Source organism: Legionella sp. JM-2024 (genome assembly GCF_055389095.1).
On the sequence record NZ_AP039388.1, the window covers coordinates 1056051 to 1081338 of the forward strand.

Sequence of the window (25288 nt, forward strand, 5' to 3'; positions counted from 1 at the left end):
TTAATTCTGAAAGTGGTCTTACTAAATGTATCTTATATGAGCCAGCAGTAGTCTTTCACAAGAGATATGATTTTATCATTCGAAGCTGAATCCAAACGATAATCATATCCTTACATTCTGTGAATGATAACCAGGAAATGTAATTTGGCGGAGAGAGAGGGATTCGAACCCTCGATACGTTGCCGTATACACACTTTCCAGGCGTGCGCCTTCAACCACTCGGCCACCTCTCCAAACGGGCAAGCTTATACTTGTCGGACAATAAAAGCAAGACTATGGCTACTATTGAAGAGATTTTCTATATCAATAATTTAATAGTTTTATTTTTGTATGGCAATGAGTAGAAAAGTGTTCTTTTAGAATTAATACGTCATGTATGAGGCGCAATGTTCAATTAATATTGATTTTGCTCTAAATTCAATGTATTTTGCTGCTTTTTTTGGGGAAAAATTAATGACACTACAGCATTCCATACAAAAAGGGGTATCCGATTTTAGTTTTATTATTGGTACTGGTTTAAAATATGGCGGCGCAGGCGGTCTTTTGGTTATGGCTGTTGTAGGAACAGTCGCTATTGATATGGTATTGCTTGCTGCTGCAGAAAGAAATCATAACAGTTTTTTAACAGGCTTCATATTAGGCTCTATGTTTTCCAGGGGTAATATGGATCCTGTTCCACTTTTAATTGCTTCGCCTATCACATCGGCAGTTGCTGTTGTATTATCTGTTGCTTTAGGTGTTCCTGGCGTTGGACTTGCTATATTAGCAGGCTGGACTTTAGCTGCTACTTTATTAGCTGTTGGCAGTGGGCTAGAGGCATTGGCGAAATCTATTGATCCTGATCCGGAACCAGAGTATTCCAGTTCTTGTTTATGTTTTTGATAATTGAAGAAAAAGATATTCCTCCTCCCTTTACTGATTTTTGGCCGCGGCTTATGCCTCGGTCTGTCTGATCAATAAATCAAATGTTGATTATTCTCTGAAATAAGTTCGATATCTTGTAGCGGGGTGCCTAGTTGCTGTTTAAGTAGCTCTAAATCGGCGGTTCTTACTGTGCATAATGTGGTAATAGCCACCAGGTCAACCAAGGGGCTGAACCCGAGCGGCCAGGCGGGTAGGCGAGGTGCAGCAACGGCATGAATAGTATCATCACGCAATATTCCAAAATTGACACCTAAACCACATTGATCCTTCGAAAGAGGAAACCAAGTCTCGTACTGATTTGTACTCCAGTTATAAAATATAAATGTACGAAGAAAATTTTCTTTATCAAATGTTGGCAATGGGTAAAATGGTGTCTCAGGGTCACAATAATGTTGTGCCACATGGGATGGTAAAAGTCTTTGAGCCCCTCCAACTACTTTGCACCAATAAGTTTCGCGCTGGTTTGCGTTCCAGTGATTATAATTAGTTCCATACGTTTTCAGAGCCTCTTGCAGAGGCTTAAAGTCAAAATGCTTCTCAGTATGCGTTTTTCCATCAAGCGTATAACTAATACCATTTTCTTCAAGGGAATTGAATTGATGAAGTAATGCTTCTCTAATCTTCTCACCATCCTCATTTTTAGGAAGACAACGAATCATCATCGGTGCCATATAGCGTACATCCAGGGCCCAGAGTGTATACTCAAAGGCTGTAATGTTTTTAAAGGTTCTACCTGAATAATCCGTTACTGTGCCTCGTTCTAAAAGTAATTCTGGATGAATTTTCAGAAGCTGCTCTACTTTGTCTTGATTCCCAAAAGCAACGTATTCCAATAGTTTTGTGACTAACAGTTGAGGTTGGCGAAACATCCTATAAAAATCATTGGACATTTGAACAAAATTGTCCTGCCCCTCTTTTGGCATGTTTTTCCCAATTTTGACAATGATTTCTGAGGGTACCCACATATCTAATGGTTTTAACAACTTGTTTTCATTTGTCATAATAATACCATCAACACAGTGTGACTTAATTGTACAGCAAGTCGAAATTAAGTGAAACTTATAGAATGGTTATTTTGCGATTTGCAGCTGCCTGGATTGAATTGAAAATAGAATTACCGAAATAATTGAGTACGACTTATTTCAGTAGGAATGAGGTTCTGGATGAACACTTTGGTGAACATCCAGGTTTTGCAACACACATTAATCAGCAATTTTGCTTTCTAAGAGTTGTAAGGGGTGTTTAAATGAGTCTCTTTATTATCTGTATCGATTTGGTCTATATTTTTTTGACGTGTGGTTTTGAAAAATCTTTGGATAGTGCAGGCAGCGAGAGCCTCACTTTCCTTCAATATAGCTTTTAATCCCTCTCCCCAGGAGCTATCTTGTTTTATACAAAATGCAACAGGATTTTCAAGTTCAGACTGGCAATTTTCAATAAGCTTTTCATAGTCGTTCAGATGAGTATAGAGTCTCTTTATTGTGCGAGATAACATGAGTGAGGCTGTGTAGAATGACCGGAGATAATCATCTTGATCCGGATTTTCTTTAATAGCATCCTGTAAAGATTTCTCTTTATAAGATTCATACATAACGGTTATTGCCTCATCAAAAACAGGAGAGTGTTTACTCCCATAAATGGCTGATACAACAAATCGGTGTTTGGCAAATAATTCGCCCCAAGTTTCTTTAGGCTGTGCTAAAAAGTCAGGGGCACCCTCTAGTGGTTTCAGGCTTTCTATGGGAATGATATCGGTATCAAAGTAGAACCCGCCGTCATTATAAATTTTAACAAACCGAATGAGATTAGATACAGTTGCATACGCTTTTTCGTTTAGTGCTCGTTTGGCTTCCTGGAGCAGGAATTCCTGCCTTTTATCTTGAACATCAAAACAACTGGTCCAGTGTAGAACATTAACGCCTGGAATTTGTACATAAGAGGAGTTCTCATCAGTAATAAAATTTATCTGATAGTCAGGGTTTAACTTGGCCCAATTTTTTATATGAAGATAATACTTATACGGAAGACGTTGGGGACCTACCCAAATTATATTGATCTGCTTATACATTGTGTTTGAAATCCTTAAACATGATTTTGCCCATACATTAGTCATTTAGAGCAAAAAAGTCAAAAAGATATTATAAAAGTGGCAATATTTTTTATACTTGTGCTTTTTGATTAACACATACAAAAGTTGTCTTTGATCAAGAACAATTAGTGAACTCATCTGTCATCAACCTGAAGTAGTTTTACAGGGCACTTGCACAATAAAATTACTCCATTCGGCAATGGTTTTATAAATTTTTGTATATACTATATATTAATCTGATTCATTAAATTTTAGGATTGAATCATGTATCTACGGTTATTTCTTTTGTCTTTGTTGTCATTAATGACGAACCCGCTTTGGTCTTTTACTTGCGTTTATACTTTAGCTAAAGACAGTTGCTGGACGGATTATAACGTTACTGTAGATGTGATTGAAGATTCGACATCAAAAACTTTATTGACAGTTACAGCCCCGAAAGGAAAATCGTGGGCTAGAGGTACCTTCAATTGTGAGCCAGCAGAAGGTTTAAGATATGTGGCGCAATTTTCACCTGTGTTTTGGCAAAACGATGCTGGCAAGACTTATCCAGCATTAAGAAATTGGTATTTACCAGCGAAAGTTAATCCTGGAGATGTAGCATGGACTATACCAATTTGTTTTCCAGCTGATTTTGCTCAAGTACCATTTCCACCAAATGTAGCAGGGAATTGTAAATGTGATTTCGAGAATATTCCGGACCCTAAACTTTAATTCCATGTGACTGAGATTATCTTTAAAAATTATCGGAGTGGTTTACCCTCCCACTAATCTGGCACACTTGGCTTAGCGAAAGATAAATCGGCCTGATTAGCAAATTTTTAGTCTATTTATAGTAAGTGATTGGCAGGGCATAGCCATACTGATTATCTTTGTGTATGATTTCATGCCATATTTTAAGATGGAGCGAACAAGTGATTACAATAAGAAATAAAATTGGACAAATGTTGATCATGGGCTTTCATGGTTCCGAACTACATGACCATAGTCCAGTCGCTCAGTGGCTAGCCAATGATGGTTTGGGAGGAGTCCTGTTATTTGATAAGGATCTTTCAACAGGAGTGTATGGAAAGAATTTAAAGAATCAAGTACAGATAAAACAATTAATTCGACAGCTCAATCACTATGCATCAATGATATCAGCATCTAATGACAACTTGCCTTTATTAACTGCGATAGATTATGAAGGTGGGGTTGTTGACAGACTAAGCAAAATAGAAGGTTGCTTGCCTACTATGAAAGCTAAGGAGCTTGCTCGGTTATCCAGTGATGATTTTGATGAAGAAGTAAATCAAATGGCCGCTACATTGAAGTCATTAGGGTTTAATTTAAATTTTGCTCCAGTTGTTGATTTAAATATAACTGATCATGAAGGAATTATTGGGAAGTTGGGTAGGAGTTTTTCTACTAATCCAGAGGTCATTATTCATTTGGCTAGACAGTTTGTTAATGTCTTTGGCCGATATGGTATTGTTTGTGCGTATAAACATTTTCCTGGCCATGGCAGTGCCCAGGGAGACACTCATGAGGGATTTGTAGATGTTACAGATACTTTTCAAATGGATGAGTTGGTTCCTTATCGTAATTTATTAAAAGATCTTTCTAACCCAGTGATGGTGATGACGGCGCATGTTATTAATAAGCATCTGGATAGCAAAGGATTACCAGCTACTCTATCTTATGAAATTTTAACCTTATTGTTACGTGAAAAAATGGGATATGATGGGATAATCATCAGCGATGATTTACAAATGCATGCTATCTCAAATCATTATTCATTAGATGAAGCTCTTTGCCTTACCATCAATGCTGGTTCTGATATGATAATATTTGCAAATCAGCTGGGTACTATTACTGCTCCAGAAGTTATCGATATTATTGAACGATTGGTAATTAATAAACAAATTACTACCCAACGTATTGATGAAGCATACAGAAGAATAGTTCGCTTAAAGCAGCAAATTGCATGTAAAGAATTAATTAACACATGATGTTCAAATTTCGTGAGGACTCGTAATCTTCTGAAAAATAAGATATCCATGACCTGACATTTCAATTATTGTTAAGATCTGGCTTCAGCACGAACCTAAAGTTATTCTTTGCAGAGCGGAGGTTTCCAAGCGATTTTTTAATATTACCTGTCCTATTAGATATAATTAAACAGTTTATATATTCTATTGACTCTGAGGGAAATTGTGTTACAATATGTATTCAAAATGAACAATATCAGTTATGGGTGACGGCTTTTATGTCAATTCAATCGTTATATCATTTCAATTCTTCATTCTTTCACCTCATTGACCCAGCCGTTTGTTGTTGCTGTTGTTAATCACACTTCACATACTTTATTAATTAATGTTTTAAGGGTTCAGTCATGTGTGCAGCACAGCATCAAAAAAATAAATTTATTTTTAGCACTCCATTAATCTATGCGGTAATGATTGGGTTAGGCATAATAAGTGGTATCTCCGATTTACCTTTTTTAAAGGAAATAGGGCTGTTGATCTCGGATTTGTTTATTAAATTATTCAAGTGCATTAGTTTACCAATTATTTCCTTATCAATTATTGTTACTTTGGCTAATTATCAAACGGATAATTTGATGAAAAGGGTATGGCAAAGAACGATTAAGTATACATTTGCCACAACTTTAGTGGCAGCTTTAATCAGTTGTTTGTTGTATATCTTGATTCATCCAAGTACTGTTCAAGTCAATTTGGATGCAGGAAACTCAAAATCTACCAGTAGTCTAGGATATCTTGGATATCTGAGTAATATTATACCTACGAATTTATTATCTCCATTTTTAGAGCAGCAAGTTATGGGGGTACTGTTATTGAGTATTGTTATAGGTTTTGCTGTTCGACAAATACCTGAAACCGATTCGCGAGACACTATCATTCGATTTTTCCGCGGTGCTCATGGGATGTTTATAGTCATGACGCGATGGATAATCAAATTAATACCTTTAGGGTTATTTGGCTTTATTACTTCTACTGTTATTCAGTTGCGGTCAGGGATGGATATAAGAGGGATTGGTCAATACCTGTTGATTATCGTTTTAGCTAATTTGATTCAAGGGTTAGTTATTCTGCCATTGTGGCTTAAGTCAAACGGTATTAAACCATTTTCATCCATGAGGGCGATGTTGCCCGCTTTATCCGTTGCATTTTTTTCCAAATCATCAGTTGGAACTTTACCAGTTACAATGAATACAGTGGAAACTAATTTGAAGGTCAATCCTCAAATTAGCCGTTTTGTTTTGCCGTTGTGCACAAGTATTAATATGAATGGATGCGCAGCTTTTATTTTTGCTACGGTTATTTATCTTATGCAAAGTCATGGTATACAAGTGTCTTATGCCACTATGGGGATATGGGTTTTTGTATCCACTATAGCTGCGATAGGTAATGCTGGTGTTCCCATGGGGTGCTTCTTCTTGAGTGTTAGTTTATTATCCAGCATGAATGTGCCTATCACTTTAATGGGGGTTATTTTACCCTTTTACGGTTTGATTGATATGTTGGAGACTTCTTTAAACGTATGGTCTGATGCTTGCGTAACGAAAATAGTAAATGACAAAGCAGAAAGTCATAGTGAAGGCGAGAGGCTCAAATCAAAAGAGCGTTCCATATTAAATGCGGAATTAGGTTGAGAACATCTTGTAGAGTTTATTGGCAAAATTATTCCAAGGACTCTATATATCAGGTGTCGTTGTTCACGACTTGTTAAATATAGTGTTTTTAATGTTAGCCTTAACTGATTTATTAGGAATTATGGCATATGGTATACTGTTCACTCTGAGCTATTATACATCCGCTCCCTTATGGTCGCGGCGCGGCTCTGGTTATAATGGTTGAACTAACTGAAACCGATACTTAATTAATTAATAATTTTTCGCAAATTGCAAAATACATGGCTTCGAGTGTATGTAAATCTTTTAGAGAAACACATTCATTCACTTGATGAATAGTGGAATTAACAGGTCCTAATTCTATTACCTCAACTCCATATGGAGCTATAAAGCGTCCATCAGAGGTGCCGCCACTGGTTGAAAGCTCTGGCGCTTTTCCGGTATGTTCAAGCACCACTTGTTTACAGTTTTCCAATAAGACACCTTTATTAGTTAAGAACGGTTCTCCGTTTAATCGCCATTCTATGATAGGAACCAGGTTTTGGCGTTTAAACGCTTTGAGTACATTGTCTTTTAACATATCTTCAGTCTGTTCTGTTGAATATCTAAAGTTTAAATGCAGGTTAATTTCTCCGGGGATAATGTTACCAGCATGTCCACCAGAATGGATGTAGGTTATTTGCATTGACGTAGGAGGGAAATAGGCGTTTCCTTTGTCCCATTCTTTAGAGGTTAATTCTGCTAAAATCGGGCTAATTTTATGAATAGGGTTTTCAGCCAGATGTGGATAGGCGACATGTCCCTGTTTTCCACTCAAGCTTATTTTTGCACTTAAAGATCCACGCCTGCCTATTTTAATTACATCACCTACTCTAAGAGTACTGGAAGGTTCACCTACAACACAATAATCAATACGAATACCTTGCTGCTCTAAATTTTGCATCACGTAAGGGGTGCCCAAATTGAATTCATCTCCTTCTTCACCACTGGTTATGAGAAATCCTAATCTTCCTGGAAAGGATGGATAGGTTTCGATAAACCTCCTGGCCATATGTAGCATACAAGCCAGACTGCCTTTCATGTCAGCGACTCCTCGCCCATAAAGCATTTCAGTTTTCTCTTCAAGCAAGAAGGGTTCAGTATCCCATTTCAATAACTCACCTACGGGGACTACATCTGTATGACCTGCAAACACTAATAAAGGCCCAATTTTGCCATAACTGGCAAAAAAATTAGATACTGGTCCGTTATCCATCTGTTGGCATGTAAATCCCAATTGTTCGAGAAATTGAATCATATAATTTTGGCATCCAGCGTCTTCTGGTGTGATGGAAGGCAAACTTATGAGGTCAGTCAGGATTTTTTTAATATCGGTCATCTTAATTAGCTCTTAGTAATTCATTAATACTCACTTTTGCACGAGTTTTTTCATCGACCTGTTTCACAATAACAGCACAATATAAACTGTGACTTCCGTCGCTGCTTGGTAAATTACCTGCAACCACTACTGAGCCTGCTGGAATCCTGCCATAGCTTATTTCCCCGGTGAGGCGATTGTAGATTTTCGTACTTTGGCCTAAAAATACTCCCATGGATATCACGGAATTTCTTTCCACAATCACTCCTTCTACCACTTCAGAGCGAGCGCCAATAAAACAATTATCTTCAATTATGGTCGGGTTAGCTTGTAAAGGTTCTAATACACCTCCTATCCCTACTCCACCCGATAAATGTACGTTCTTGCCAATCTGAGCACAAGAACCAACGGTTGCCCAGGTATCAACCATCACTCCTTCATCAATGTAGGCTCCTATGTTGACATAAGAGGGCATTAATACAGAGTTTTTTGCAACATAAGCTCCGCGACGCACCATAGCATGAGGCACTATCCTTACCCCTGATTGTTGAAATTGGTCATTAGTGTAATCAGTATATTTTAGTGGTACTTTATCGTAAAATTGGCAAAAACCTGAGTCTATGATTTGATTCGAGAAGACTTTAAAAGACAAGAGTACCGCTTTTTTCAGCCATTGATGAACTATCCATTCGCCATCGATTTTTTCAGCTACTCTGAATTGGCCATTATCAAGACCGAACAAAACCTCATTGATGGCATTTATGAGGTCTGAAGACGCATTATTGACGGATAAGGTTTGACGGTTTTCAAACGCTTGCTCAATAAGAGCTTGAAGTGAATTCATATTTTATTCCTGTAAAGAGGCTATTAAATTATCTTTTACTGCCCATTGTTCATTTAACCATTCTTTGAAAGCGTTTTGGGCTTGAGAATCATTAGTAAGATTCACAGATGTAAATTGTGTGGGAATAGGTAATTGACGAATAATAATTTTAACTTTTTTAACCCGCTTACAAAGAAAATCCCAAAGAGAATGGTTTTTTTCTGCATAGACGATGGTTACATCAATCAGACTTTTGATTTGTTGTCCCATAGAGTTAATGATAAAACTGATGCCACCAGCTTTCGGTTTCAGTAGATAATTATAAGGAGATTGTTGTTGCTCTTTTTTTATTTTAGTAAAACGAGTTCCTTCTACAAAATTCATAATAGAAGCAGGAGTTCTCTTAAAAGTTTCTATGGCCTTACGGGTTGAAATTAAATCTTTTCCTTGTTTATGAGGTTTTTTGGCTAAATACTCCTTACTGTAGCGCTTCATAAATGGGCAGCCCATGGCCCACCATGAAAAACCTAGTAGAGGAACCCATTTTAACTGATCTTTAATAAAGAATTTTAAAACAGGTATTTTTCTATTAAATAAACGTTGAAGAATAACAATATCCAACCAACTTTGATGATTAGCAACGACTAAATACCAATCCTTGGTAGTTAAATTGTTTAATCCAGAGATTTCCCAATGTATTTTCTGTGCTTTATCTACATAAAAGTTATTTATTCCACACCAAAATATGGCAATCTGATCAACGCAACGAGTGCAAAGGGATTGCCAATGTTTATTGGGGAATAATTTCAATAATCCGATAAATAATATGGGGACAAAGCAAAGAGTAGTGGACACAATCAGGGCCAAGATAGCCACAATTGCATGGAGCTGTCCGCCATTTTTTTTATTAATTTGCATGGAATACTTCTCCTATGTACATCGGTTTTATTTATTGGCAATAACCATGACTAAAGTTTATTTTTTAACTTAAGGCATATTCCAGATCGGTCCTTAGATCATCAATATATTCAATACCCACAGACAATCGTATCAAACCATCTTCTATGCCCAAAGCTTTGCGTTGTTCAGCCGGGATAGAAGCATGGGTCATTATAGCTGGGTGTTCAATCAAGCTTTCTACACCGCCCAGACTCTCAGCCAAAGTAAATAATTCACAACGGGCTAAAAATCGTTTTGCGTCTTCTAAATTTCCTTTAAGCACCATCGATATCATACCACCGAAATCATTCATCTGCTCTTTCGCGAGAGAATGTTGAGGATGACTTTTTAATCCTGGGTAAATCACTTTTTCGACTCTTGGGTGTGTGCTCAGCCAATTGGCTAGATGATTAGCGTTTTCGCAGTGCCTTTGCATGCGCAGGGATAATGTTTTTAGACTTCTTAATACCAGGAAACTGTCGAAAGGACCAGCAATGGCGCCGCATGAATTTTGTAAGAAGGCGATTTTATCAGATAATGCCGGGTTATCACCGACAACAACAACACCACTTACTACGTCAGAGTGCCCATTTAAATACTTTGTTGCTGAATGAAGAACTATGTCAAATCCAAGCTCAAGAGGGCGTTGAATCCAGGGAGTGGCAAAAGTGTTATCCGCAACCGTAATTAAATTATGCCGTTTTGCAATAGCGGCAATTTCACGTAAATTGGCTAGTTTTAACATAGGATTAGAAGGTGTTTCTAACCACAATAGTTTTGTTTTGGTAGTGATTGCTGCCTCAATATTTGCAGGATCAGACATATCAATAAAAGAAAAAGACAAATTAGACGTTCGTGTTTTTACCTTATCAAAGAGCCGAAAAGTGCCACCGTACAGATCATCCATAGCAAGTACATGATCCCCCGAATTTAACAAATCAATGACCGTATTGATAGCTGCCATTCCCGAAGCAAAAGCAAATCCTTTTTGACCAGACTCAAGGCTTGCTATGCAATCTTCATAAGCCTTTCTGGTAGGGTTTTGAGTACGTGAGTATTCATAGCCAAGATGTTCACCAGGAGCAATTTGTTTATAAGTGGAGGTGGCATAAATAGGTGTCATAACCGCTCCAGTACTTTGACATGGTTCTTGACCTGCATGGATGGCGCGTGTATCGAAATGAGTCTTATTCATTTTTTTTCCCATAAAAATATTTAAATTCAATGAAATAGAAATATACGACCGGAAAATAGTTTAAAAATTATACTTTTGGCTCTTTTTTTGCTAAAGTTCATAGTATACCTGCCGATATTTTTATAGGGTCATTCTAGAGAGGGATGCATGCGTAGGCAAGAAATCAATTATGAAAAAGTTGCCAGGGCCGCAGAAAAAATAAGAAAAAGAGGCATAGAACCATCCGTAAATGAAATCCGTGATGAACTTGGACTAATGGGAAATCATCCCCAATTATCAATTTTGTTAGAAGAGTGGTATCACAATCAACCAGAATTTAAACGGAAAAGCAACACGCCTTTGACTGAGAATATCAATTTAAATACGGATGAAATACTTGAAAAGAATATAGAACTTGAAAAATCAATTTCTCTGTTACGAGCAACGCTGGAATCCACTGCAGACGGTATTATGATGGTGAATGGCCATGGAGCAGTAGTGGATTGGAATCAAAAATTTGTTGAAATGTGGCGAATTCCTTCTTATATGATGGAATCAGGTAAAGAGAGCATTAGTTTTGAATATATACTTGAGCAACTCACAGACCCCCAATCTTTAATTGCAGATGTGCAATATCTTTATCAAAATCCGGAATGGCAAGGCGAATTGCCTGAGCTTCATTTTAAAGATGGTCGGATTTATGAGCGTTTTACTCAACCACAGCGTGTTGGTTCACAAATTGTAGGCCGTGTATATAGTTTCCGTGATGTCACTCAAAAAAGGATGGCCTTGGATGAGTTACGAATACGTGAGCGAGCGATTGAGGCTAGCACGCACGGTGTTGTGATTATCGATGTGACAAAAAATGAGAACAAAGTAATTTATGTGAATAGGGCTTTTGAAAGAATTACTGGATATCTAGAGCAATATGCTTTAGGTAAAGGCTTGTTTACGTTATTAGGCTCAAATTTAGAGGAAGTGAACCACAAGCGAATTGAGCTTGCTATTAGGGAAAGCAAAGAAGAAACCATTGAAATGGAAAGTGTGAAGCGTAATGGGGAGGTATTTTGGTGTGAAATAAGTGTTGCACCCGTTAAAGATTCTTTTGGTTATGTGAAACATTATATCTGTATTTTGAATGACATCACCCAACGTCGTGATATGGAAAATCAATTACTGTTGCAAGCAACTTATGATTCACTGACCAATTTACCAAATCGCGTTCTATTAATAGATAGGGTTGAGCAAGCTATTTTACAAGCGAGAAAAAACAAGACTATTTTGGCTTTTTTATTTTTAGATTTGGATCGATTTAAACTGACCAATGATACCTTGGGTCATAGTATGGGGGACAAGTTATTACAAGCAATTGCAAATAGATTGTTAATTGTTACAGAAGATTTTGATACTGTAGCCAGATTAGGGGGTGATGAGTTTGTTATATTACTCACTGATATAGATAACATGCTCGAAGCTGAGACAATAGCACAGAATATTTTGAAATCTATAGAAAAACCGATACAAATCGATCAACATAGTTTGAAAATCACAGGTAGTTTGGGTATCAGCTTTTATCCACGCGATGGTGATGATTATGAATCCTTGATGAAAAGTGCCGATCTGTCTATGTATCATGCAAAGGATACGGGAAGAAACAACTATCGAGTCTATGAGCCCGAAATGAATAGGCGAGTTATTAATCATATGCAATTAGATAATGCGTTACGAGATGCTTTAAAAAATGATGAATTATTTTTAGTTTATCAGCCATTGATCGACTTAAAATGCTCAAGAGTAATTGGATTTGAAGCTTTAATGCGTTGGCATAGCAAGATATTAGGACTGGTTAGCCCGGCAGATTTTATACCGATGGCAGAGGAAAATGGTATGATTCTGGAAATGGGTGAGTGGGCGATGAAAGAAGCCTGCTCGCAAATAAGACAATGGCATAAAGCTGGTTTTAAAAATCTGAGTATTGCAGTAAATATTTCTGGAAGACAATTTCGGCAAAAGAACTTGCCTGAGGTCGTTTCACGAGCATTAAAGAGTACTGGTTTGCAATCGAAGTTTTTGGAACTTGAATTAACTGAAAGTTTGTTGATTGAAGACATAGATCATGTTGTGGATACTATGTATGCCTTAAAGGACATGGGAACAAAGCTGGTTATAGATGATTTTGGTACTGGATATTCCAGCTTGTCTTATTTGAAGCAATTTCCCGTTGACAAATTAAAGATTGACCGTTCATTTATTAGTGAAATGGCATCCAATCAAAATGACGCTGCTATTGCCAAAGCGATTATTAACCTGGGACATAGTCTAAATCTTCAGGTCTTGGCTGAGGGTGTTGAAAATGAATTTCAAAGAGATTTTGTTACTTCTCATGGATGCGACTATGCCCAAGGATATTTTTATAAAGCCCCAGACACACCTGAAAATATATTAGAATTTTTAAAAAACTTATCCGAGTCGAAAATTAAATAAATTCAGGGCGTGTTGACACACCCTGATAATCTCCCTGATTTTTATCCTGATCTTGGTTAAAATCTCATATAGTCCAAAAAATTAAGACATCTATCACATAAAAAATTGTCAAGTGATTTTATAGTCTTTTTTGACTGATAGAATGAGTGGTGATCTATCAGAATAGAATATCAAAGTTCAAATCGTTTCATATCCCGCCTTAAATCGGTATGGTTTTTGCAGTAAAGTAAATGAATCAAATAGATTTTACTTGATGCATTTATATTCTCTCTTAGGTTGTTTTTATGAGAGACAATTAAATTGGACAACTAAAAATTATAAGTTGTTCCTGAGGATTATTATTGAGTGATATATATACTTATTGGATTAATTGAGATTTTGTGTGGAGAGCGGAGAAGTGGTGTAGTGGAGCGATAGAGCGGGTTTTGGGAGGATACATGAAACACATCACCATAATTGGAGCTGGGTTAGCAGGAACTTTATGTGCTTTGTATCTGGCTAGGCGGGGATATCAGGTTGAATTGTTTGAATCAAGACCAGATATTCGCAATAGTCCGACTGATTATGGCCGTTCAATTAATCTTGCTTTATCCTGCAGAGGGATCACAGGTTTAAAAGCCATGGATCTAATGAATGAAGTGAATAAAATTATGGTTCCAATGCGAGCGAGAGCTATTCATGAAGCGAATGGTGAGGTTCATTATCAACCATTTGGTCGCCACAATGACGAATATATTAATGCTATTTCTCGTTCTGATCTGAATTCTTTGCTTTTAAATAAGGCAGAATCATCCCCAAGTATTAAATTACATTTTAATATGAAATTAACCTCTCTTGATATTCATCATAAAAAGATTACATTTGAAAACAAAAATGGTGATCTTGTTGAAATCCCCTATCACAGGTTAATTGGTGCTGATGGTGCGCCATCTCATGTAAGAGAAATATTGAAAAATGAAAGAGTTGTTAATGCAAGCAGAGATTTTTTGTCTCATGGATACAAAGAACTTTCAATTAGTAAGAAACATACAATAGGTATGGCCAGAGAGCATTTGCATTTATGGCCACGCGATTCGTTCATGCTATTAGGGAACCCAAATCCAGATGATTCGATTACTGGTTCTTTGTTTTTGGCGAATGAAGGGAGAAATAGTTTTGCTGAATTGAATAATGAAGAGAAATTACTTTTATTTTTTCAAAAGCAATTTCCAGATGCCTATACTGCGATGCCAAATTTGGTTCAAGAATTTTTCGGCAACCCTACAGGTCATTTGAGCACTATAAAATGCTCTCCTTGGTACTATAACGATGAGTGCTTATTAATAGGCGATGCAGCGCATGGGATAATTCCATTCTTCGGACAAGGGATGAATAGCGCATTTGAGGATTGTCGCATTCTTGATGAATTGTTGGATGAATACGAGGACGATTGGTCACGAGTGATACCTGTTTTTTATGAACATAGAAAAGGAAATACTGATGCAATAGCAAAAATGTCGATGGATAATTACCATGAAATTCATTCGGATATCAGAAATCCAAAATTTATTTTACAAAAGCAGGTTGAGAGAGAACTCATGTTGCGATATCCAGAGCTTTATATTTCCAAACATGTCCTGGTTATGTTTACTAATACCCCATATTCCAAAGCGATGGCGATTGGTGAGTTACAATCCAGGCTGTTAGAGCAAATTTGTTTTCCGATAAGCGATACTAGGGAGTTAAATTGGCAAGAAGTAGAAAGATTAATGCGTGAATATGACAAAAAATTGGCGAAAATTATTTGATTTGATATAGGTCATTCATTTTGAATGGAATTAAGAGTCAAAGTTTTGTCGTTTTGTGTGGATTCGGGGACTTTTTTTTGTCGCTACCTGAGAATTGTTAGCGCAAATAATAAAAAATCCACACAAAATAGTTCAATTTTTGGTCTTTTTGAATAAAAAATTGGCATAATTTCTGCAAATATAAACTTGTCAAAATAAAGTTTATATGGAGTCAGTTATGAAAACTATTCAAGCCTATATTGATTCAAAACAAAGTGAGTTTATGAATCATCCTTTCTTCAGCATATTAGAAGAATTAAATAGTATAGAAGAAATCAGTTATTTTGTTCCAGAATTAACATTTTGGGCAATGACATTTCAAGACATACTACGAATTAATGAAGAAAGAGTAACAGATCCTTATTTAAAGAAAGTAGCACGACATCATAGATTAGAAGACGCAGGACATGATAAATGGTTTTTGAGTGATAAAAAATACCTGAGTGAAGTATGTGATAATAAAGCTTGTGATCGGGATGATGTGGCCTGGCTATACAGTAAGGATTCTCAATTAGTACGTGATGCTGCTTATTCCATCATGTCTGAAATTTATAAAATAGATGATGAAAATCTAAATATTGTCTTACTTTTGACTTTAGAATCATCAGGACATGTATTTTTTGAGAAAGTTGTAAAACAAGTTAAAAAAACTGGTGAAGATAAAAATCTGAAATACTTCTCAAGTTCTCATCTTGAAGTAGAAATGGCACATGCTTTATTTGAAGAAGAGATGGAACGAAAAATATATTCTCGAAGATTGCCAATTAGCACTCGTCGAGAAGCATTAAGGATGATAGATCGTTGCTATGATGCATTTAGCAAGATGTTCGATGGATTAATTCTTGCTTGCAATAAACGATTAGAACTGGCAAAAGAAAGGAATCAACATGTCGCTAAATCAGTGGAATTCAGAGAAAATCAAGCAGTGTAAAGAGATAACAGGACAAGCGTTGCTCAGAGATGAGCAATCGCTTGTTTTATTTAGTAAGGATTTTGGCAAATTAATTCAATCACAACCTGCAGCAGTATCTGTTCCACCAAATATAGACTCTTTACAATCATTAATTTTATTTGCAAATCAATATCAATTACCAATTACCATTCGTGGAAATGGCTTAAGCCAAGGTGGCCAATCATTACCTGTTCCTGGAGGATTAACAATTTCTATGCAGTCCTTCAATAAGCCATTGGATTTGAGTGAAGATATGATTTGGGTTGAAGCGAATACCAGTTGGAAGAGTTTGCTTGAAAAATCGTTATCACAAAATAAAGCGCCCTATGTCCTACCTTATAACTGCAATTTATCAGTGGGTGGTGTTTTATCAGCAGGAGGAATAGGCGCCTCTTCATTTAAATATGGCGTTATTAATGCTTATGTTTCAGCATTGGAAGTGATTGATGGTCTGGGTCATAAGCAAATTGTCGAAAAAAATTCACCACTGTTCCAAGCCTGTCTTTCTGGGCAAGGCAGATTTGGTGTTATTACCAAAGCCTGTATTCAGTTACGTACAGTTCAACCCTCTGTTAAAACGTTCTTTCTGGTTTATGCTGATCAGAATCAATGGTTTGAAGATGTTTATAAGATTCAGAGCAAAGTAGATTATATGGAGTTGTTTTGTTCCCCTTCAATTCAGGGAACCAGATTGAAGGATGGTAAGCGTGTTCCTATGGCTCATTGGTTGTATGGATTGCATCTTTCTGTTGAATATAATCAACATGTGGAAGATATTTTAGGGCGATTAAAACCATGGAGTGTCATAAATATACAGGAAGAAAATATTCTGTCTTATTTTTTAAGGCATAACTCTCGGTTTGATATGATGAAACTGATAGGACAGTGGGACTTGTTACATCCATGGTATGAATGTTTTGTTCCGACTTCCTTTTTAAAGGAGGTACTTGCTGAGTTATTAGAAGAGTTGCCACTCCATTATGCCAGTTTGGTTCACGTAGTTCCAATTGCGCCCAGAAAGGCAGGATTTATGATGTTACCTGATAGTGATTCAATTAGTGAGTTCATGATTTTAAATCCGGGAGTACCTTATCCTTTAGAAGACAGTTGTTTAAAAGCGATTGAGCGTCTTGATCAGCGCTTAATAAAAAACGGAGGCAAGCGATATTTATCAGGATTCTTAGGTAAAGAGTTACCCGAGAACTATTGGTTAACTCATTTTGGTGAACAATACGGACCCTGGATGGATTTAAAAAAACAATACGACCCAACAGGTATTTTGTCTTCAATGTTACATCAAACATAAAGGTCACAACTATCTCTTTATTATGAAATAGTAAAGGATCTTCGAAAGTATAAAATTAGAAGAGTCTCTGCCCAAAGGAAACACCATCAACAATATTAATCTTTTAAATCATAAGTATATAGTTTGCTTTATATTTCAATAGATTAACTTTTTATCTTTTGAATGATGTTTATATTAGGTTGCTGCGCTGGATTATAATTGATGGTACATTTACCATCTAGAACGTTAATAACCACTTCATCACGATCATCGGCAACCTTGATTGGCCCAGAATAAATTTTATTCATTCCTTTAATAAAATCATCTTTTGCAGATTGTGTTGTTGGTATTGCAGGGACAAGGTGAGTAATTATTAAGTTCTTTACACTGCTGGCTTGGGCCATTTTTGCTAATTCTAAAGTATCGGAATGATACTGCTTAGTTTGCTTGTAATACTCTATCATAATTTTTGAATTGGGTTGGGTTTCAATATTTTTTTGAATGACTTGCCCAAGATGATTACTGAATGCTTCATTAATTAGTAGGTCGGCATTTTTTGAAACATCCTCTAAATTGCTATCGATTTTTGTATCGCCGCTGATGACAATTTTACAGGTTTTATATTGAATAACATAACCTAAGGCAGGATAAACCGGGTTATGGTTCACCATAAAGGGAGATAAGGTTATATTATGGGTCTTTAACACCGGATTTCCTGCTCCTGTATTAGGAACTTTAATTAATTGCGAGTGAATGACGCTATTATTGACATCTAATAATCCTTGACGGTTAATCCCGCGAAATAAAGTATCTAGACTATAAAGTTTATTGAGAGCGCTAGTAATCGTTTCGATTCCATATGGCCCGTGTAAAATAAGTGGTGATGGACGACCTGCAAGCCAGGATCCATTGTTTAGATAACCAATCCCTGACATGTGATCAGAATGCCAATGCGTTACGAAAATGTGCTTTAGCTTTTCTAAAGGCAAACCTAATGCTCCTAAATTCTGTGATGCTCCTTCGCCAGTATCAATAACAAAAAACTCATTATCACCCATAACAGCCAGGCAAGAAGGCTTACGGATATTTTGCATAGCAATTTCAGGATCGCCGGTACCACAAAAATAAATATGGAGATTATCATCATTTAATGACTTTTCTTGCGATGGTTGTTGTATATACATATGCATATCAGCATAGGCTGATGTCATTGTAATGAAGAGAGCCATAGTAAGAGTGATAATTATATTCATAATTTTATCCTTCTTCGGATTGACTTTGGCATAACCGGGCGCTTTGGGTTGATAAGTTATATAACAATTGTGCTGAAGAATTATTATGAGTCGTCAACATGAAATGATCTACTCCCTTCATTGGTTATTTTTTTGTATACATTGAATTATTTATTTTATAGGTAATACTGTCTGTGCGAAATCGTAACTGCTCACTCAAGCTGTTCGCTATACTTAAATATTGTTGATTATTAACAGTGAAAACAGCGGCACTCACACCTCCATATGTTGTGACATTTTGGATAACCTGAAATTTTCCATCTCTCCATTGATATAACTGTGATAATAATTTTGTTTTCGGATTTGTTCGGGGGCCAGTAATAAAATTAATTCGAAATAGATAATGTTTACCTTGATTAGAGAAATAGACAAAATTTCGTCCACCCACACCTTTTAAAGATTGATATTCTATGAATCGTTTACCATTCCATTGGTAAATGATGGAAGGATTTAGGATATTGGCATAGGCCAGGTAAAATTTTCTATCAATAGTAAAGTGCTTAAATGCACGCCCTCCGGTCTTTGGAATGCTTTGGAATAAAACAAACTCTTTACCATTCCAACGATAAATATTTGATGCTTGAGCATGATCAGTGAGAGCTAAGTAATGAGTACTATTGATTGTAAAAGAATCCCAGCCATAACCCCACTTGGTAGGAAACGTTTGAAAACGAATGAATTCTTGCCCATTCCATTCATAAACGATGGATTCCGAGTTAGTTTCTATTTTACTGTTAGGCAAAACAATCCCGTTGGCTGATGCTAAAAAGTGCCGATTATCTATTGAAAAAGCATAAACACTCTTGGCTGCATAGGTAAAAAATTGCTGAATTGGATAAAAATAATGGCCATCCCAGCGATATAATTTTGCAATAGTATGTAAATTATAAGGAGGAGTTGTTCCAGAGTGGATTGAAGATGTAGCGAGATAGGCTTGATTTCCTATTCGAAAGAATGTTGTGCCTTCATTACCATGCCCCGGGATTTTTTGATATAAGCGAAACTTGTTGTTAATCCACTTGAAAATAAGTATATCGACATCAGCATTCCCACCATTGATATCAGGAGGAGTATCAGGTACATCTTTAGACAACTGAGGTATCGCAATGTATTGAGAACCATTGATAGTAAACGGTGTAATATCCCTTGCACCTGATGTTTTTAAGTATTGGTACGGGACCAGTTCCGTTTTTGCCTGCACCCAAATTGGAAATATAAGGAATAAGGTAATACTTATAAGAAATTTCTGCATTATTATTGAATTATCGGGTTATTATCAGGATAAGTGGATATGCCTTGTGGAAATCCAGTGGTAACACCGGGAATGCTAATTTTATTATAATCCCACTTTTTCGCAGCAAGCTCGCCGGCCATCCAAAAGCCAACAGTATTTGACAGCATTTCAGTAGGCTCAGCCAATGAAAATTTTAAACGCATTAAGAAATCCTCAATTTTAGGTTGTTTAGAATAAATATAATCACCGGGAATGGAAGGGCGATCTGGTAAAAAGATACTTGTAATATTAGTAAATACTGCATTAGCGATCATTGTTCGGTTATGCCTCGCTTGCCACACTGTATTGTTGTAATAATCGTAATCGTCCTGGGATAATTGTTTTTCATCTAATGATGACTTAACTGCGGCGTATGGGGTTATATAAATTCTATCTGGGGGTAAAGTATTATTGGATAGAGCTTCAACAAATGGTACTAACCAATTGCTACCTTTAGTCACGCCAGCTGAAACATTAGATCCTGCTACAAAACGAATAATGATTTTGGCATTTGGCCAATCAATATTTAATTTGGATATTTTACTATGAAGAGCATCCATGCTTTGTAGCGCTGTTAACATAAATGTTCCGACCATTACATTATTATAAGGAATTGGGTAAGTTTTATTACCACTAAGAAAGTTATTTTGTAAAGAGGTCATGTCAAATGTTTGTTTTTCGCTTAAGACATCACTTATATAGTTGCCTGCCATAGAACAAGCATAATCAACCATGTTATGAATGGTCGTTAAATACGGTTTCCAAGCAGGTGAATTCACTTGATCTAGCCAATTATTTTGTGGTTGAGCATTAATTGCTTTCACAGCCTTAACATCTTTAAGCAAAATCTCCATTTGCGATTTCCAGTCACTATCGCCATTTTCTTTAATCTTTGCGAGATACATCAAGGCTGGACCAATATGTGAGATTGCAGTCATTTCTGTGAAACCAGAGTTTGGTGCGGTACGCATCAATTGTTTTAACTCCAGTTCACGATTACTATTATAAATATACAGTGTGGAGTTGATGAACATGATCAAGGAGCCGGCTTTTTGTTGCGTCAAACTACTATTTTTTTTCGCTTCTGATTGGTACAAAGTTTGAGAAATATTGATTTTACCTTTAGGGTATCCTGAATCACCATTGCCAGTGTAATCATAATATAAATCCCAGAAGGCTTGGGGTGTCGAATAACTATTATTTGAATTACTATGTTCCGCTTCATAATTAGCACTGAAGGTCTTATTGTTAAGGTTTTTATTATCGGGGTGAGCAAAGACAATGACATTAAAATTAAACAAAAATAATAAGGCGTAAATGCGGGTAGCTAATGGTTTCATGACAAGATCCCTTTGTAGTTTCGATCGGCATCCTTTCAAACAAAGGCAGCAAATTTAGTAGTAAGATTATACTAATAATCATCAACAATATCCATTTAGGCCAGAAAACCAAGAGGTGTTTAATCTCAATCTTAAAATCAGAACTTATGAAGAATACCTGATCTTTTGTAAAAAAGTCGTTTGGTTTCTACCTTATAGTTTTTTGTAAATTCCGAATGAATCAAAATTTTGATTCATTCGTTTAAATTAACCAAAACGTGTGAAAAGATGGTATGAATTCCGATTAGATAAAGATATATTTTAATTAGTCGCCTTGCTGTAACGATGACTAAGATCTATTTTGTGATAGGATGGGAATATCTATTAATTTTTACATAGAATAAATTGGTTTTGATTGTTTAACCGGGATTCAGGATATATGAAATTTGATATTCATTTTTTGTTTTCAGCAAGCTACGCTAAATGGATTATCATTAGTTTAATTTCCCTGTTTAGTATCTTGATTATTTTTGAATTGACTACATTATTTTATCCTGCTACCACAACCAAGGCTGCCCATGTTTTAGACGCGAAGTCTATGAATGGAATAAAGGAAGAAAATTTTAATTATATTTTAAAGTCCTCTTTATTTGGTGTTTATGTTCCTCCTGATTTGAATGAAGGTAATGTAAAACAATCGATGTTAAATGTTACTTTAGTCGGTATTCTTTTTGCAGATAATATAGAAGAATCTCAAGTTATAATACGTTCTGCCAGTGGCGAAGAAAAAACTTATAATGTAGGAGATAAGATTCCGGGTGGAGCAACAATTAAACGCATTATGCCAGGAGGAGTGTTAGTTGAAAGAGACGGCACTTTAGAGAGTTTAAGTCTTCCTAAAAATGATTTAACCTTTGAACCAGTAGCTAAGCCTTTAAAAGAGGAATAAATTGCATGCAACGCACTTTTAAGTTATTCATTCTGATAATTTTTATTCCTATGATGGCGGCCTGTGTCACTAATACATTAAATTTACGTGAAGGAATTCAATGTTTTAAAGCTCAGGAGTACAGGCGAGCGTTCATTCGTTTGAAACCAGAAGCTGAAAAAGGAAACCCCGATGCCCAGTATGCTGTGGGTTATATGTATTATTATGGTAAGGGAGTAGTAGAAGATAGAAAAAAAGCACGTTTCTGGATAACATGCGCAGCAAGGGCTGGTCAGCCAGATGCCATTGTGGCTGTTAAAGTTCTTAAGCATCTTGATAGGGAAGACAGAAGGCTGTTCAAGAGTAATAACTTGCAACATTATCCCGTTGATAATGATTAGAGTGTGTTGTCATGAGATTATTTGAAACGAAATCCTCTCATTCCGATACACTTTAGTAAGTTTTTTCTTCAATCTGGTTAGCTGTGGGCTTTAATAACCAACGAAGTCAGATAACAAAAATAGACGAGTAAGAGTATCCCGCCTGGCCATGATGATGTTTTTTTTTGGTAGTAATTCAATAAAAACAATAAAAGTAATGTCATTGAGATCATGACTGGCATATCACGCCATAACACGACACTACTAATTTTAGTAGGATTTAGTAATCCAGGAAAAGCTAAAATTAATAATAGATTATAAATATTTGAACCAAGTATCGTACCAATTGCTATAGACTCCTCTCCTTTGATAGCAGCAACAAGAGCAGTACTGAGCTCGGGTAAAGAAGTACCTATAGCAATAATTGTTAAGCCAATGGTGAGTTCACTCATACCAGCCCATTTAGCAATTTCAGATGCATTATAGACTATGTATTTCGAGGTAATCGGCAGAATCAAAAGACCCAATGCTATACTAAATAAATTTGCAGCGGTCGAACGGTAGGAAATTACAGCTGACCTAAATTCATTCGTCGCCAAATCACTTTTACGAGTGTGATTAACTAAATAAATGAAATAACAGATCACTGCGATACATCCAATCAAAAAAAGACAACCATCAATTTTACCTAAGTAGCCATCAAGAATTAAACTGTATGCAAATAACATCGCAATGATTAATATAGGGAATATTTTTTTTAGTTTATTGTAGTGAAACGATGTGGGTTTTATAAGAATTGTGATTCCTAAAATTAAGCCAATATTTGCGATGTTTGAACCGATAGCATTCCCAATCGCGAAATCATCTTTATCTTTCAAAGCAGAAATAATAGAGATGAATAATTCAGGGGCAGTGGTACCAATTGCCACTATGGTTAAACCAACAATAAGCGGTGGCAATTGAAAGCGAAGGGCCAAGCCTGAGGCACCAGCAACTAAATGATTGGCAGCCCAAAGTAGAGCAACAAAACTGATAATCAAATTCAGTATGGGGTTCATTTTCGTACTCAATGTTTTTTAAGTGATAATAATACGAGAATGGTTTATAGGATATAACTTTTGGTATTAAGTTTAACTTAATATTAGGTTCTGTTGGCATTTCCACTATATTGGCTGAAAAAACCAGATTTCTTGCGCGCCTTTACTCAGATACTGCTATGTATGCTCCGCTACGATATTAGACCTTTGGCAAGGAATAATCGTCGTGATGTTAATCAGGTAAGAACAACGCTTGAAAAACGTGGTAAGGTCTGCTGCAATTAAATAGATCGGCCAACAGATAAGAAGCAATCGTGCAAATTTTATCAAGGCACGGAGGTGTATAACCAATTATCTAATTGAGCCTTACCAGTACTAGTTATATGTGGGTCTACCGTAAACACCGTCCCGATAAAAAAGTGGTGCATTATCAAGAAACAAGAAAAACTCAGTGGCCAAAACAAGTACTTAAGAATTTATTGAATGTGTTGCCAATGCCTGCCATGTTACGTGCCACGAATCATTCCCAGCACGTAGCATGGAGGACAAGTTGTAACAGTTCCTAATGAATAGTCAATGAAGGCGGTTGAATTTCTTCAGTTGGCAGATGGTCTATCTCTAGGGTTTTAGGTTCAGGTAATTTGGTTTGAGATGCAACCATCAGCATACCCATGGTCGCAAGAATGAGGCCTAGGATTTGTACAGCACTCTCAAGCTTGAATGATGAACTGGTGTCGCTGGACTCTGGGTCTATTTTGACGGTACTGCCGATTAGGCTGCCAATACCCTTTATAACATCTTCCGGCTGGATACTTTTGACCTTTTCACGCACTGCTTCATTTGCAGCTTTTGAAACATCCTGGGTGAAACGCTCGACAGCACCATTAAAATGCTTGGACAACATTTCCATACTTTGCTCAGAATTGATGCCAAGAGTACCCATCATTTTTTGCATTAAACCAGTACTGCCAGACAATGGACTTTCTGTCTCTGATTTTTTCTTTAAATTTTGAGTAGGATCAGATACATCTCCAATTTCTGGGTTCTTTGTTGATGAATCGTTACCATTATCTTTTTCTGTGTCATTGGAAGGCAAAGCATTCAACAGTCCTTCTTTCAAACGATTAAAAGCAGCTTTTATGACTACTTCGCCAATAAAGGCTTCTGTTGATTTCTTTAAGTTACTTCCAACTTGAACAACTCTGTTTTTAATATCAGTCGAAAAGTTTCTAATGGCACGCGAAAATGTAGATAATATAGACATAATGGTTACCTCGTTTATTAAATGCAAATACATAATAAGGAGTGAACATTAAGTAAACATTAAGCAAATATCAATATTGAAATATTTCTTTACAAAAAAATGTAAATTAATAGTAATTTTACTATTTATCAAATAATTAATGCGTAAATTTTTGTAAAGATCTTGTTACATTGTATTGTTTTATCTGGATTTGGCGGTTTATAAACCCTTTAGTGGTTCTAAATCTGATCTTCCTCGGTACTACCCTCCTGGCACTTAGCTCTGTTCACCCTGAGTGATAATGTTTTGAACCGCATCAAAATATCCGGCTC

The 25288-nt window shown here is 36.3% G+C and carries 21 protein-coding genes and 1 tRNA gene; 10 read left to right on the top strand and 12 right to left on the bottom strand.

What is annotated here, in order from left to right:
- Positions 1–145 precede the first annotated feature (145 nt).
- Positions 146–233: transfer RNA gene (locus ACZ5EK_RS04635), tRNA-Ser, on the bottom strand.
- A gap of 220 nt (positions 234–453) precedes the next feature.
- On the opposite strand from ACZ5EK_RS04635, the gene ACZ5EK_RS04640 reads away from it, so the two are divergent.
- Complete coding sequence (locus ACZ5EK_RS04640; protein WP_464426836.1) at positions 454–882, top strand: hypothetical protein; 429 nt, start codon at positions 454–456, stop codon at positions 880–882.
- 71 nt (positions 883–953) lie between these two features.
- Here the strand turns inward: ACZ5EK_RS04640 and ACZ5EK_RS04645 are convergent, their stop codons facing one another.
- Together ACZ5EK_RS04645 and ACZ5EK_RS04650 are read right to left on the bottom strand one after the other, a co-directional pair.
- Complete coding sequence (locus ACZ5EK_RS04645; protein WP_464431634.1) at positions 954–1925, bottom strand: hypothetical protein; 972 nt, start codon at positions 1923–1925, stop codon at positions 954–956.
- Between the two features lie 221 nt (positions 1926–2146).
- Positions 2147–2992: a glycosyltransferase gene (locus ACZ5EK_RS04650; protein WP_464431635.1), complete on the bottom strand. Its 846-nt coding sequence runs from the start codon at positions 2990–2992 to the stop codon at positions 2147–2149.
- 285 nt (positions 2993–3277) lie between these two features.
- Here ACZ5EK_RS04650 and ACZ5EK_RS04655 point away from each other — a divergent pair, with 285 nt between their 5' ends.
- The 3 genes from ACZ5EK_RS04655 to ACZ5EK_RS04665 all read left to right on the top strand — a co-directional run bounded on the left by ACZ5EK_RS04655 (position 3278) and on the right by ACZ5EK_RS04665 (position 6665).
- Complete coding sequence (locus tag ACZ5EK_RS04655; protein ID WP_464431636.1) at positions 3278–3724, top strand: hypothetical protein; 447 nt, start codon at positions 3278–3280, stop codon at positions 3722–3724.
- Between the two features lie 200 nt (positions 3725–3924).
- Positions 3925–5001 carry a glycoside hydrolase family 3 protein gene (locus ACZ5EK_RS04660; protein ID WP_464431638.1) on the top strand — a complete coding sequence of 359 codons (1077 nt, stop codon included), beginning with the start codon at positions 3925–3927 and terminating at the stop codon, positions 4999–5001.
- A gap of 383 nt (positions 5002–5384) precedes the next feature.
- On the top strand, positions 5385–6665 hold the full coding sequence (locus ACZ5EK_RS04665) for a dicarboxylate/amino acid:cation symporter (protein WP_464431640.1): 1281 nt from the start codon (positions 5385–5387) through the stop codon (positions 6663–6665).
- A 223-nt stretch (positions 6666–6888) separates the two neighbouring features.
- Here the strand turns inward: ACZ5EK_RS04665 and dapE are convergent, their stop codons facing one another.
- The 4 genes from dapE to ACZ5EK_RS04685 form a co-directional block, all read right to left on the bottom strand.
- Positions 6889–8022 carry a succinyl-diaminopimelate desuccinylase gene (gene dapE / locus ACZ5EK_RS04670; RefSeq protein WP_464431642.1) on the bottom strand — a complete coding sequence of 378 codons (1134 nt, stop codon included), beginning with the start codon at positions 8020–8022 and terminating at the stop codon, positions 6889–6891.
- Between the two features lies 1 nt (position 8023).
- Positions 8024–8845 carry a 2,3,4,5-tetrahydropyridine-2,6-dicarboxylate N-succinyltransferase gene (dapD, locus tag ACZ5EK_RS04675; protein WP_464431643.1) on the bottom strand — a complete coding sequence of 274 codons (822 nt, stop codon included), beginning with the start codon at positions 8843–8845 and terminating at the stop codon, positions 8024–8026.
- A 3-nt stretch (positions 8846–8848) separates the two neighbouring features.
- A complete protein-coding gene (locus tag ACZ5EK_RS04680; RefSeq protein ID WP_464431644.1) occupies positions 8849–9742 on the bottom strand; it encodes an acyltransferase in 894 nt (297 codons plus the stop codon).
- A gap of 64 nt (positions 9743–9806) precedes the next feature.
- Positions 9807–10958 (bottom strand): trans-sulfuration enzyme family protein, encoded by a 1152-nt coding sequence (locus ACZ5EK_RS04685; protein ID WP_464431646.1) that lies wholly within the window; start codon positions 10956–10958, stop codon positions 9807–9809.
- A 147-nt stretch (positions 10959–11105) separates the two neighbouring features.
- On the opposite strand from ACZ5EK_RS04685, the gene ACZ5EK_RS04690 reads away from it, so the two are divergent.
- The 4 genes from ACZ5EK_RS04690 (at position 11106) to ACZ5EK_RS04705 (ending at position 17505) form a co-directional block, all read left to right on the top strand.
- Positions 11106–13421, top strand: coding sequence for a putative bifunctional diguanylate cyclase/phosphodiesterase (locus ACZ5EK_RS04690; RefSeq protein WP_464431647.1), 2316 nt, complete (start codon positions 11106–11108; stop codon positions 13419–13421).
- 437 nt (positions 13422–13858) lie between these two features.
- Positions 13859–15208, top strand: coding sequence for an FAD-dependent oxidoreductase (locus ACZ5EK_RS04695; protein WP_464431648.1), 1350 nt, complete (start codon positions 13859–13861; stop codon positions 15206–15208).
- A gap of 217 nt (positions 15209–15425) precedes the next feature.
- Positions 15426–16178 (top strand): hypothetical protein, encoded by a 753-nt coding sequence (locus tag ACZ5EK_RS04700; protein WP_464431650.1) that lies wholly within the window; start codon positions 15426–15428, stop codon positions 16176–16178.
- A complete protein-coding gene (locus ACZ5EK_RS04705) occupies positions 16135–17505 on the top strand; it encodes an FAD-binding protein (RefSeq protein WP_464431651.1) in 1371 nt (456 codons plus the stop codon). Before ACZ5EK_RS04700 ends, ACZ5EK_RS04705 begins: the two co-directional genes overlap by 44 nt.
- A gap of 143 nt (positions 17506–17648) precedes the next feature.
- On the opposite strand, the gene ACZ5EK_RS04710 is transcribed toward ACZ5EK_RS04705, so the two are convergent.
- The 3 genes from ACZ5EK_RS04710 to ACZ5EK_RS04720 all read right to left on the bottom strand — a co-directional run bounded on the left by ACZ5EK_RS04710 (position 17649) and on the right by ACZ5EK_RS04720 (position 21389).
- Positions 17649–18737 (bottom strand): MBL fold metallo-hydrolase, encoded by a 1089-nt coding sequence (locus ACZ5EK_RS04710; protein ID WP_464431653.1) that lies wholly within the window; start codon positions 18735–18737, stop codon positions 17649–17651.
- A 124-nt stretch (positions 18738–18861) separates the two neighbouring features.
- Positions 18862–20028 (bottom strand): hypothetical protein, encoded by a 1167-nt coding sequence (locus ACZ5EK_RS04715; protein WP_464431655.1) that lies wholly within the window; start codon positions 20026–20028, stop codon positions 18862–18864.
- A 2-nt stretch (positions 20029–20030) separates the two neighbouring features.
- Positions 20031–21389, bottom strand: coding sequence for a DUF5624 domain-containing protein (locus ACZ5EK_RS04720; protein WP_464431656.1), 1359 nt, complete (start codon positions 21387–21389; stop codon positions 20031–20033).
- A gap of 418 nt (positions 21390–21807) precedes the next feature.
- On the opposite strand from ACZ5EK_RS04720, the gene ACZ5EK_RS04725 reads away from it, so the two are divergent.
- Together ACZ5EK_RS04725 and ACZ5EK_RS04730 are read left to right on the top strand one after the other, a co-directional pair.
- Positions 21808–22317, top strand: a complete 510-nt coding sequence (locus ACZ5EK_RS04725) for a type II secretion system protein N (protein WP_464431658.1) — start codon at positions 21808–21810, stop codon at positions 22315–22317.
- Positions 22318–22322: 5 nt separating this feature from the next.
- Positions 22323–22697 (top strand): tetratricopeptide repeat protein, encoded by a 375-nt coding sequence (locus tag ACZ5EK_RS04730; protein WP_464431659.1) that lies wholly within the window; start codon positions 22323–22325, stop codon positions 22695–22697.
- A 77-nt stretch (positions 22698–22774) separates the two neighbouring features.
- Here ACZ5EK_RS04730 and ACZ5EK_RS04735 read toward each other — a convergent pair whose 3' ends face one another.
- Both ACZ5EK_RS04735 and ACZ5EK_RS04740 read right to left on the bottom strand, forming a co-directional pair.
- Entirely contained in the window at positions 22775–23734 is a 960-nt protein-coding gene (locus tag ACZ5EK_RS04735) for a calcium/sodium antiporter (RefSeq protein WP_464431661.1), read from the bottom strand.
- Between the two features lie 541 nt (positions 23735–24275).
- Complete coding sequence (locus ACZ5EK_RS04740) at positions 24276–24977, bottom strand: Dot/Icm T4SS effector Ceg18 (protein ID WP_464431662.1); 702 nt, start codon at positions 24975–24977, stop codon at positions 24276–24278.
- Positions 24978–25288 lie beyond the last annotated feature (311 nt).

Coding starts and splice junctions, on each gene's coding strand:
- dapD (WP_464431643.1), bottom strand. CDS start 8,845: ATGAATTCACTTCAAGCTCTTATTGAGCAAGCGTTTGAAAACCGTCAA.
- ACZ5EK_RS04690 (WP_464431647.1), top strand. CDS start 11,106: ATGCGTAGGCAAGAAATCAATTATGAAAAAGTTGCCAGGGCCGCAGAA.
- ACZ5EK_RS04725 (WP_464431658.1), top strand. CDS start 21,808: ATGAAATTTGATATTCATTTTTTGTTTTCAGCAAGCTACGCTAAATGG.
- ACZ5EK_RS04735 (WP_464431661.1), bottom strand. CDS start 23,734: ATGAACCCCATACTGAATTTGATTATCAGTTTTGTTGCTCTACTTTGG.
- ACZ5EK_RS04705 (WP_464431651.1), top strand. CDS start 16,135: ATGTCGCTAAATCAGTGGAATTCAGAGAAAATCAAGCAGTGTAAAGAG.
- ACZ5EK_RS04715 (WP_464431655.1), bottom strand. CDS start 20,028: ATGCAGAAATTTCTTATAAGTATTACCTTATTCCTTATATTTCCAATT.
- dapE (WP_464431642.1), bottom strand. CDS start 8,022: ATGACCGATATTAAAAAAATCCTGACTGACCTCATAAGTTTGCCTTCC.
- ACZ5EK_RS04740 (WP_464431662.1), bottom strand. CDS start 24,977: ATGTCTATATTATCTACATTTTCGCGTGCCATTAGAAACTTTTCGACT.
- ACZ5EK_RS04695 (WP_464431648.1), top strand. CDS start 13,859: ATGAAACACATCACCATAATTGGAGCTGGGTTAGCAGGAACTTTATGT.
- ACZ5EK_RS04645 (WP_464431634.1), bottom strand. CDS start 1,925: ATGACAAATGAAAACAAGTTGTTAAAACCATTAGATATGTGGGTACCC.
- ACZ5EK_RS04710 (WP_464431653.1), bottom strand. CDS start 18,737: ATGAATATAATTATCACTCTTACTATGGCTCTCTTCATTACAATGACA.
- ACZ5EK_RS04650 (WP_464431635.1), bottom strand. CDS start 2,992: ATGTATAAGCAGATCAATATAATTTGGGTAGGTCCCCAACGTCTTCCG.
- ACZ5EK_RS04680 (WP_464431644.1), bottom strand. CDS start 9,742: ATGCAAATTAATAAAAAAAATGGCGGACAGCTCCATGCAATTGTGGCT.
- ACZ5EK_RS04685 (WP_464431646.1), bottom strand. CDS start 10,958: ATGAATAAGACTCATTTCGATACACGCGCCATCCATGCAGGTCAAGAA.
- ACZ5EK_RS04730 (WP_464431659.1), top strand. CDS start 22,323: ATGCAACGCACTTTTAAGTTATTCATTCTGATAATTTTTATTCCTATG.
- ACZ5EK_RS04655 (WP_464431636.1), top strand. CDS start 3,278: ATGTATCTACGGTTATTTCTTTTGTCTTTGTTGTCATTAATGACGAAC.
- ACZ5EK_RS04665 (WP_464431640.1), top strand. CDS start 5,385: ATGTGTGCAGCACAGCATCAAAAAAATAAATTTATTTTTAGCACTCCA.
- ACZ5EK_RS04700 (WP_464431650.1), top strand. CDS start 15,426: ATGAAAACTATTCAAGCCTATATTGATTCAAAACAAAGTGAGTTTATG.
- ACZ5EK_RS04640 (WP_464426836.1), top strand. CDS start 454: ATGACACTACAGCATTCCATACAAAAAGGGGTATCCGATTTTAGTTTT.
- ACZ5EK_RS04720 (WP_464431656.1), bottom strand. CDS start 21,389: ATGAAACCATTAGCTACCCGCATTTACGCCTTATTATTTTTGTTTAAT.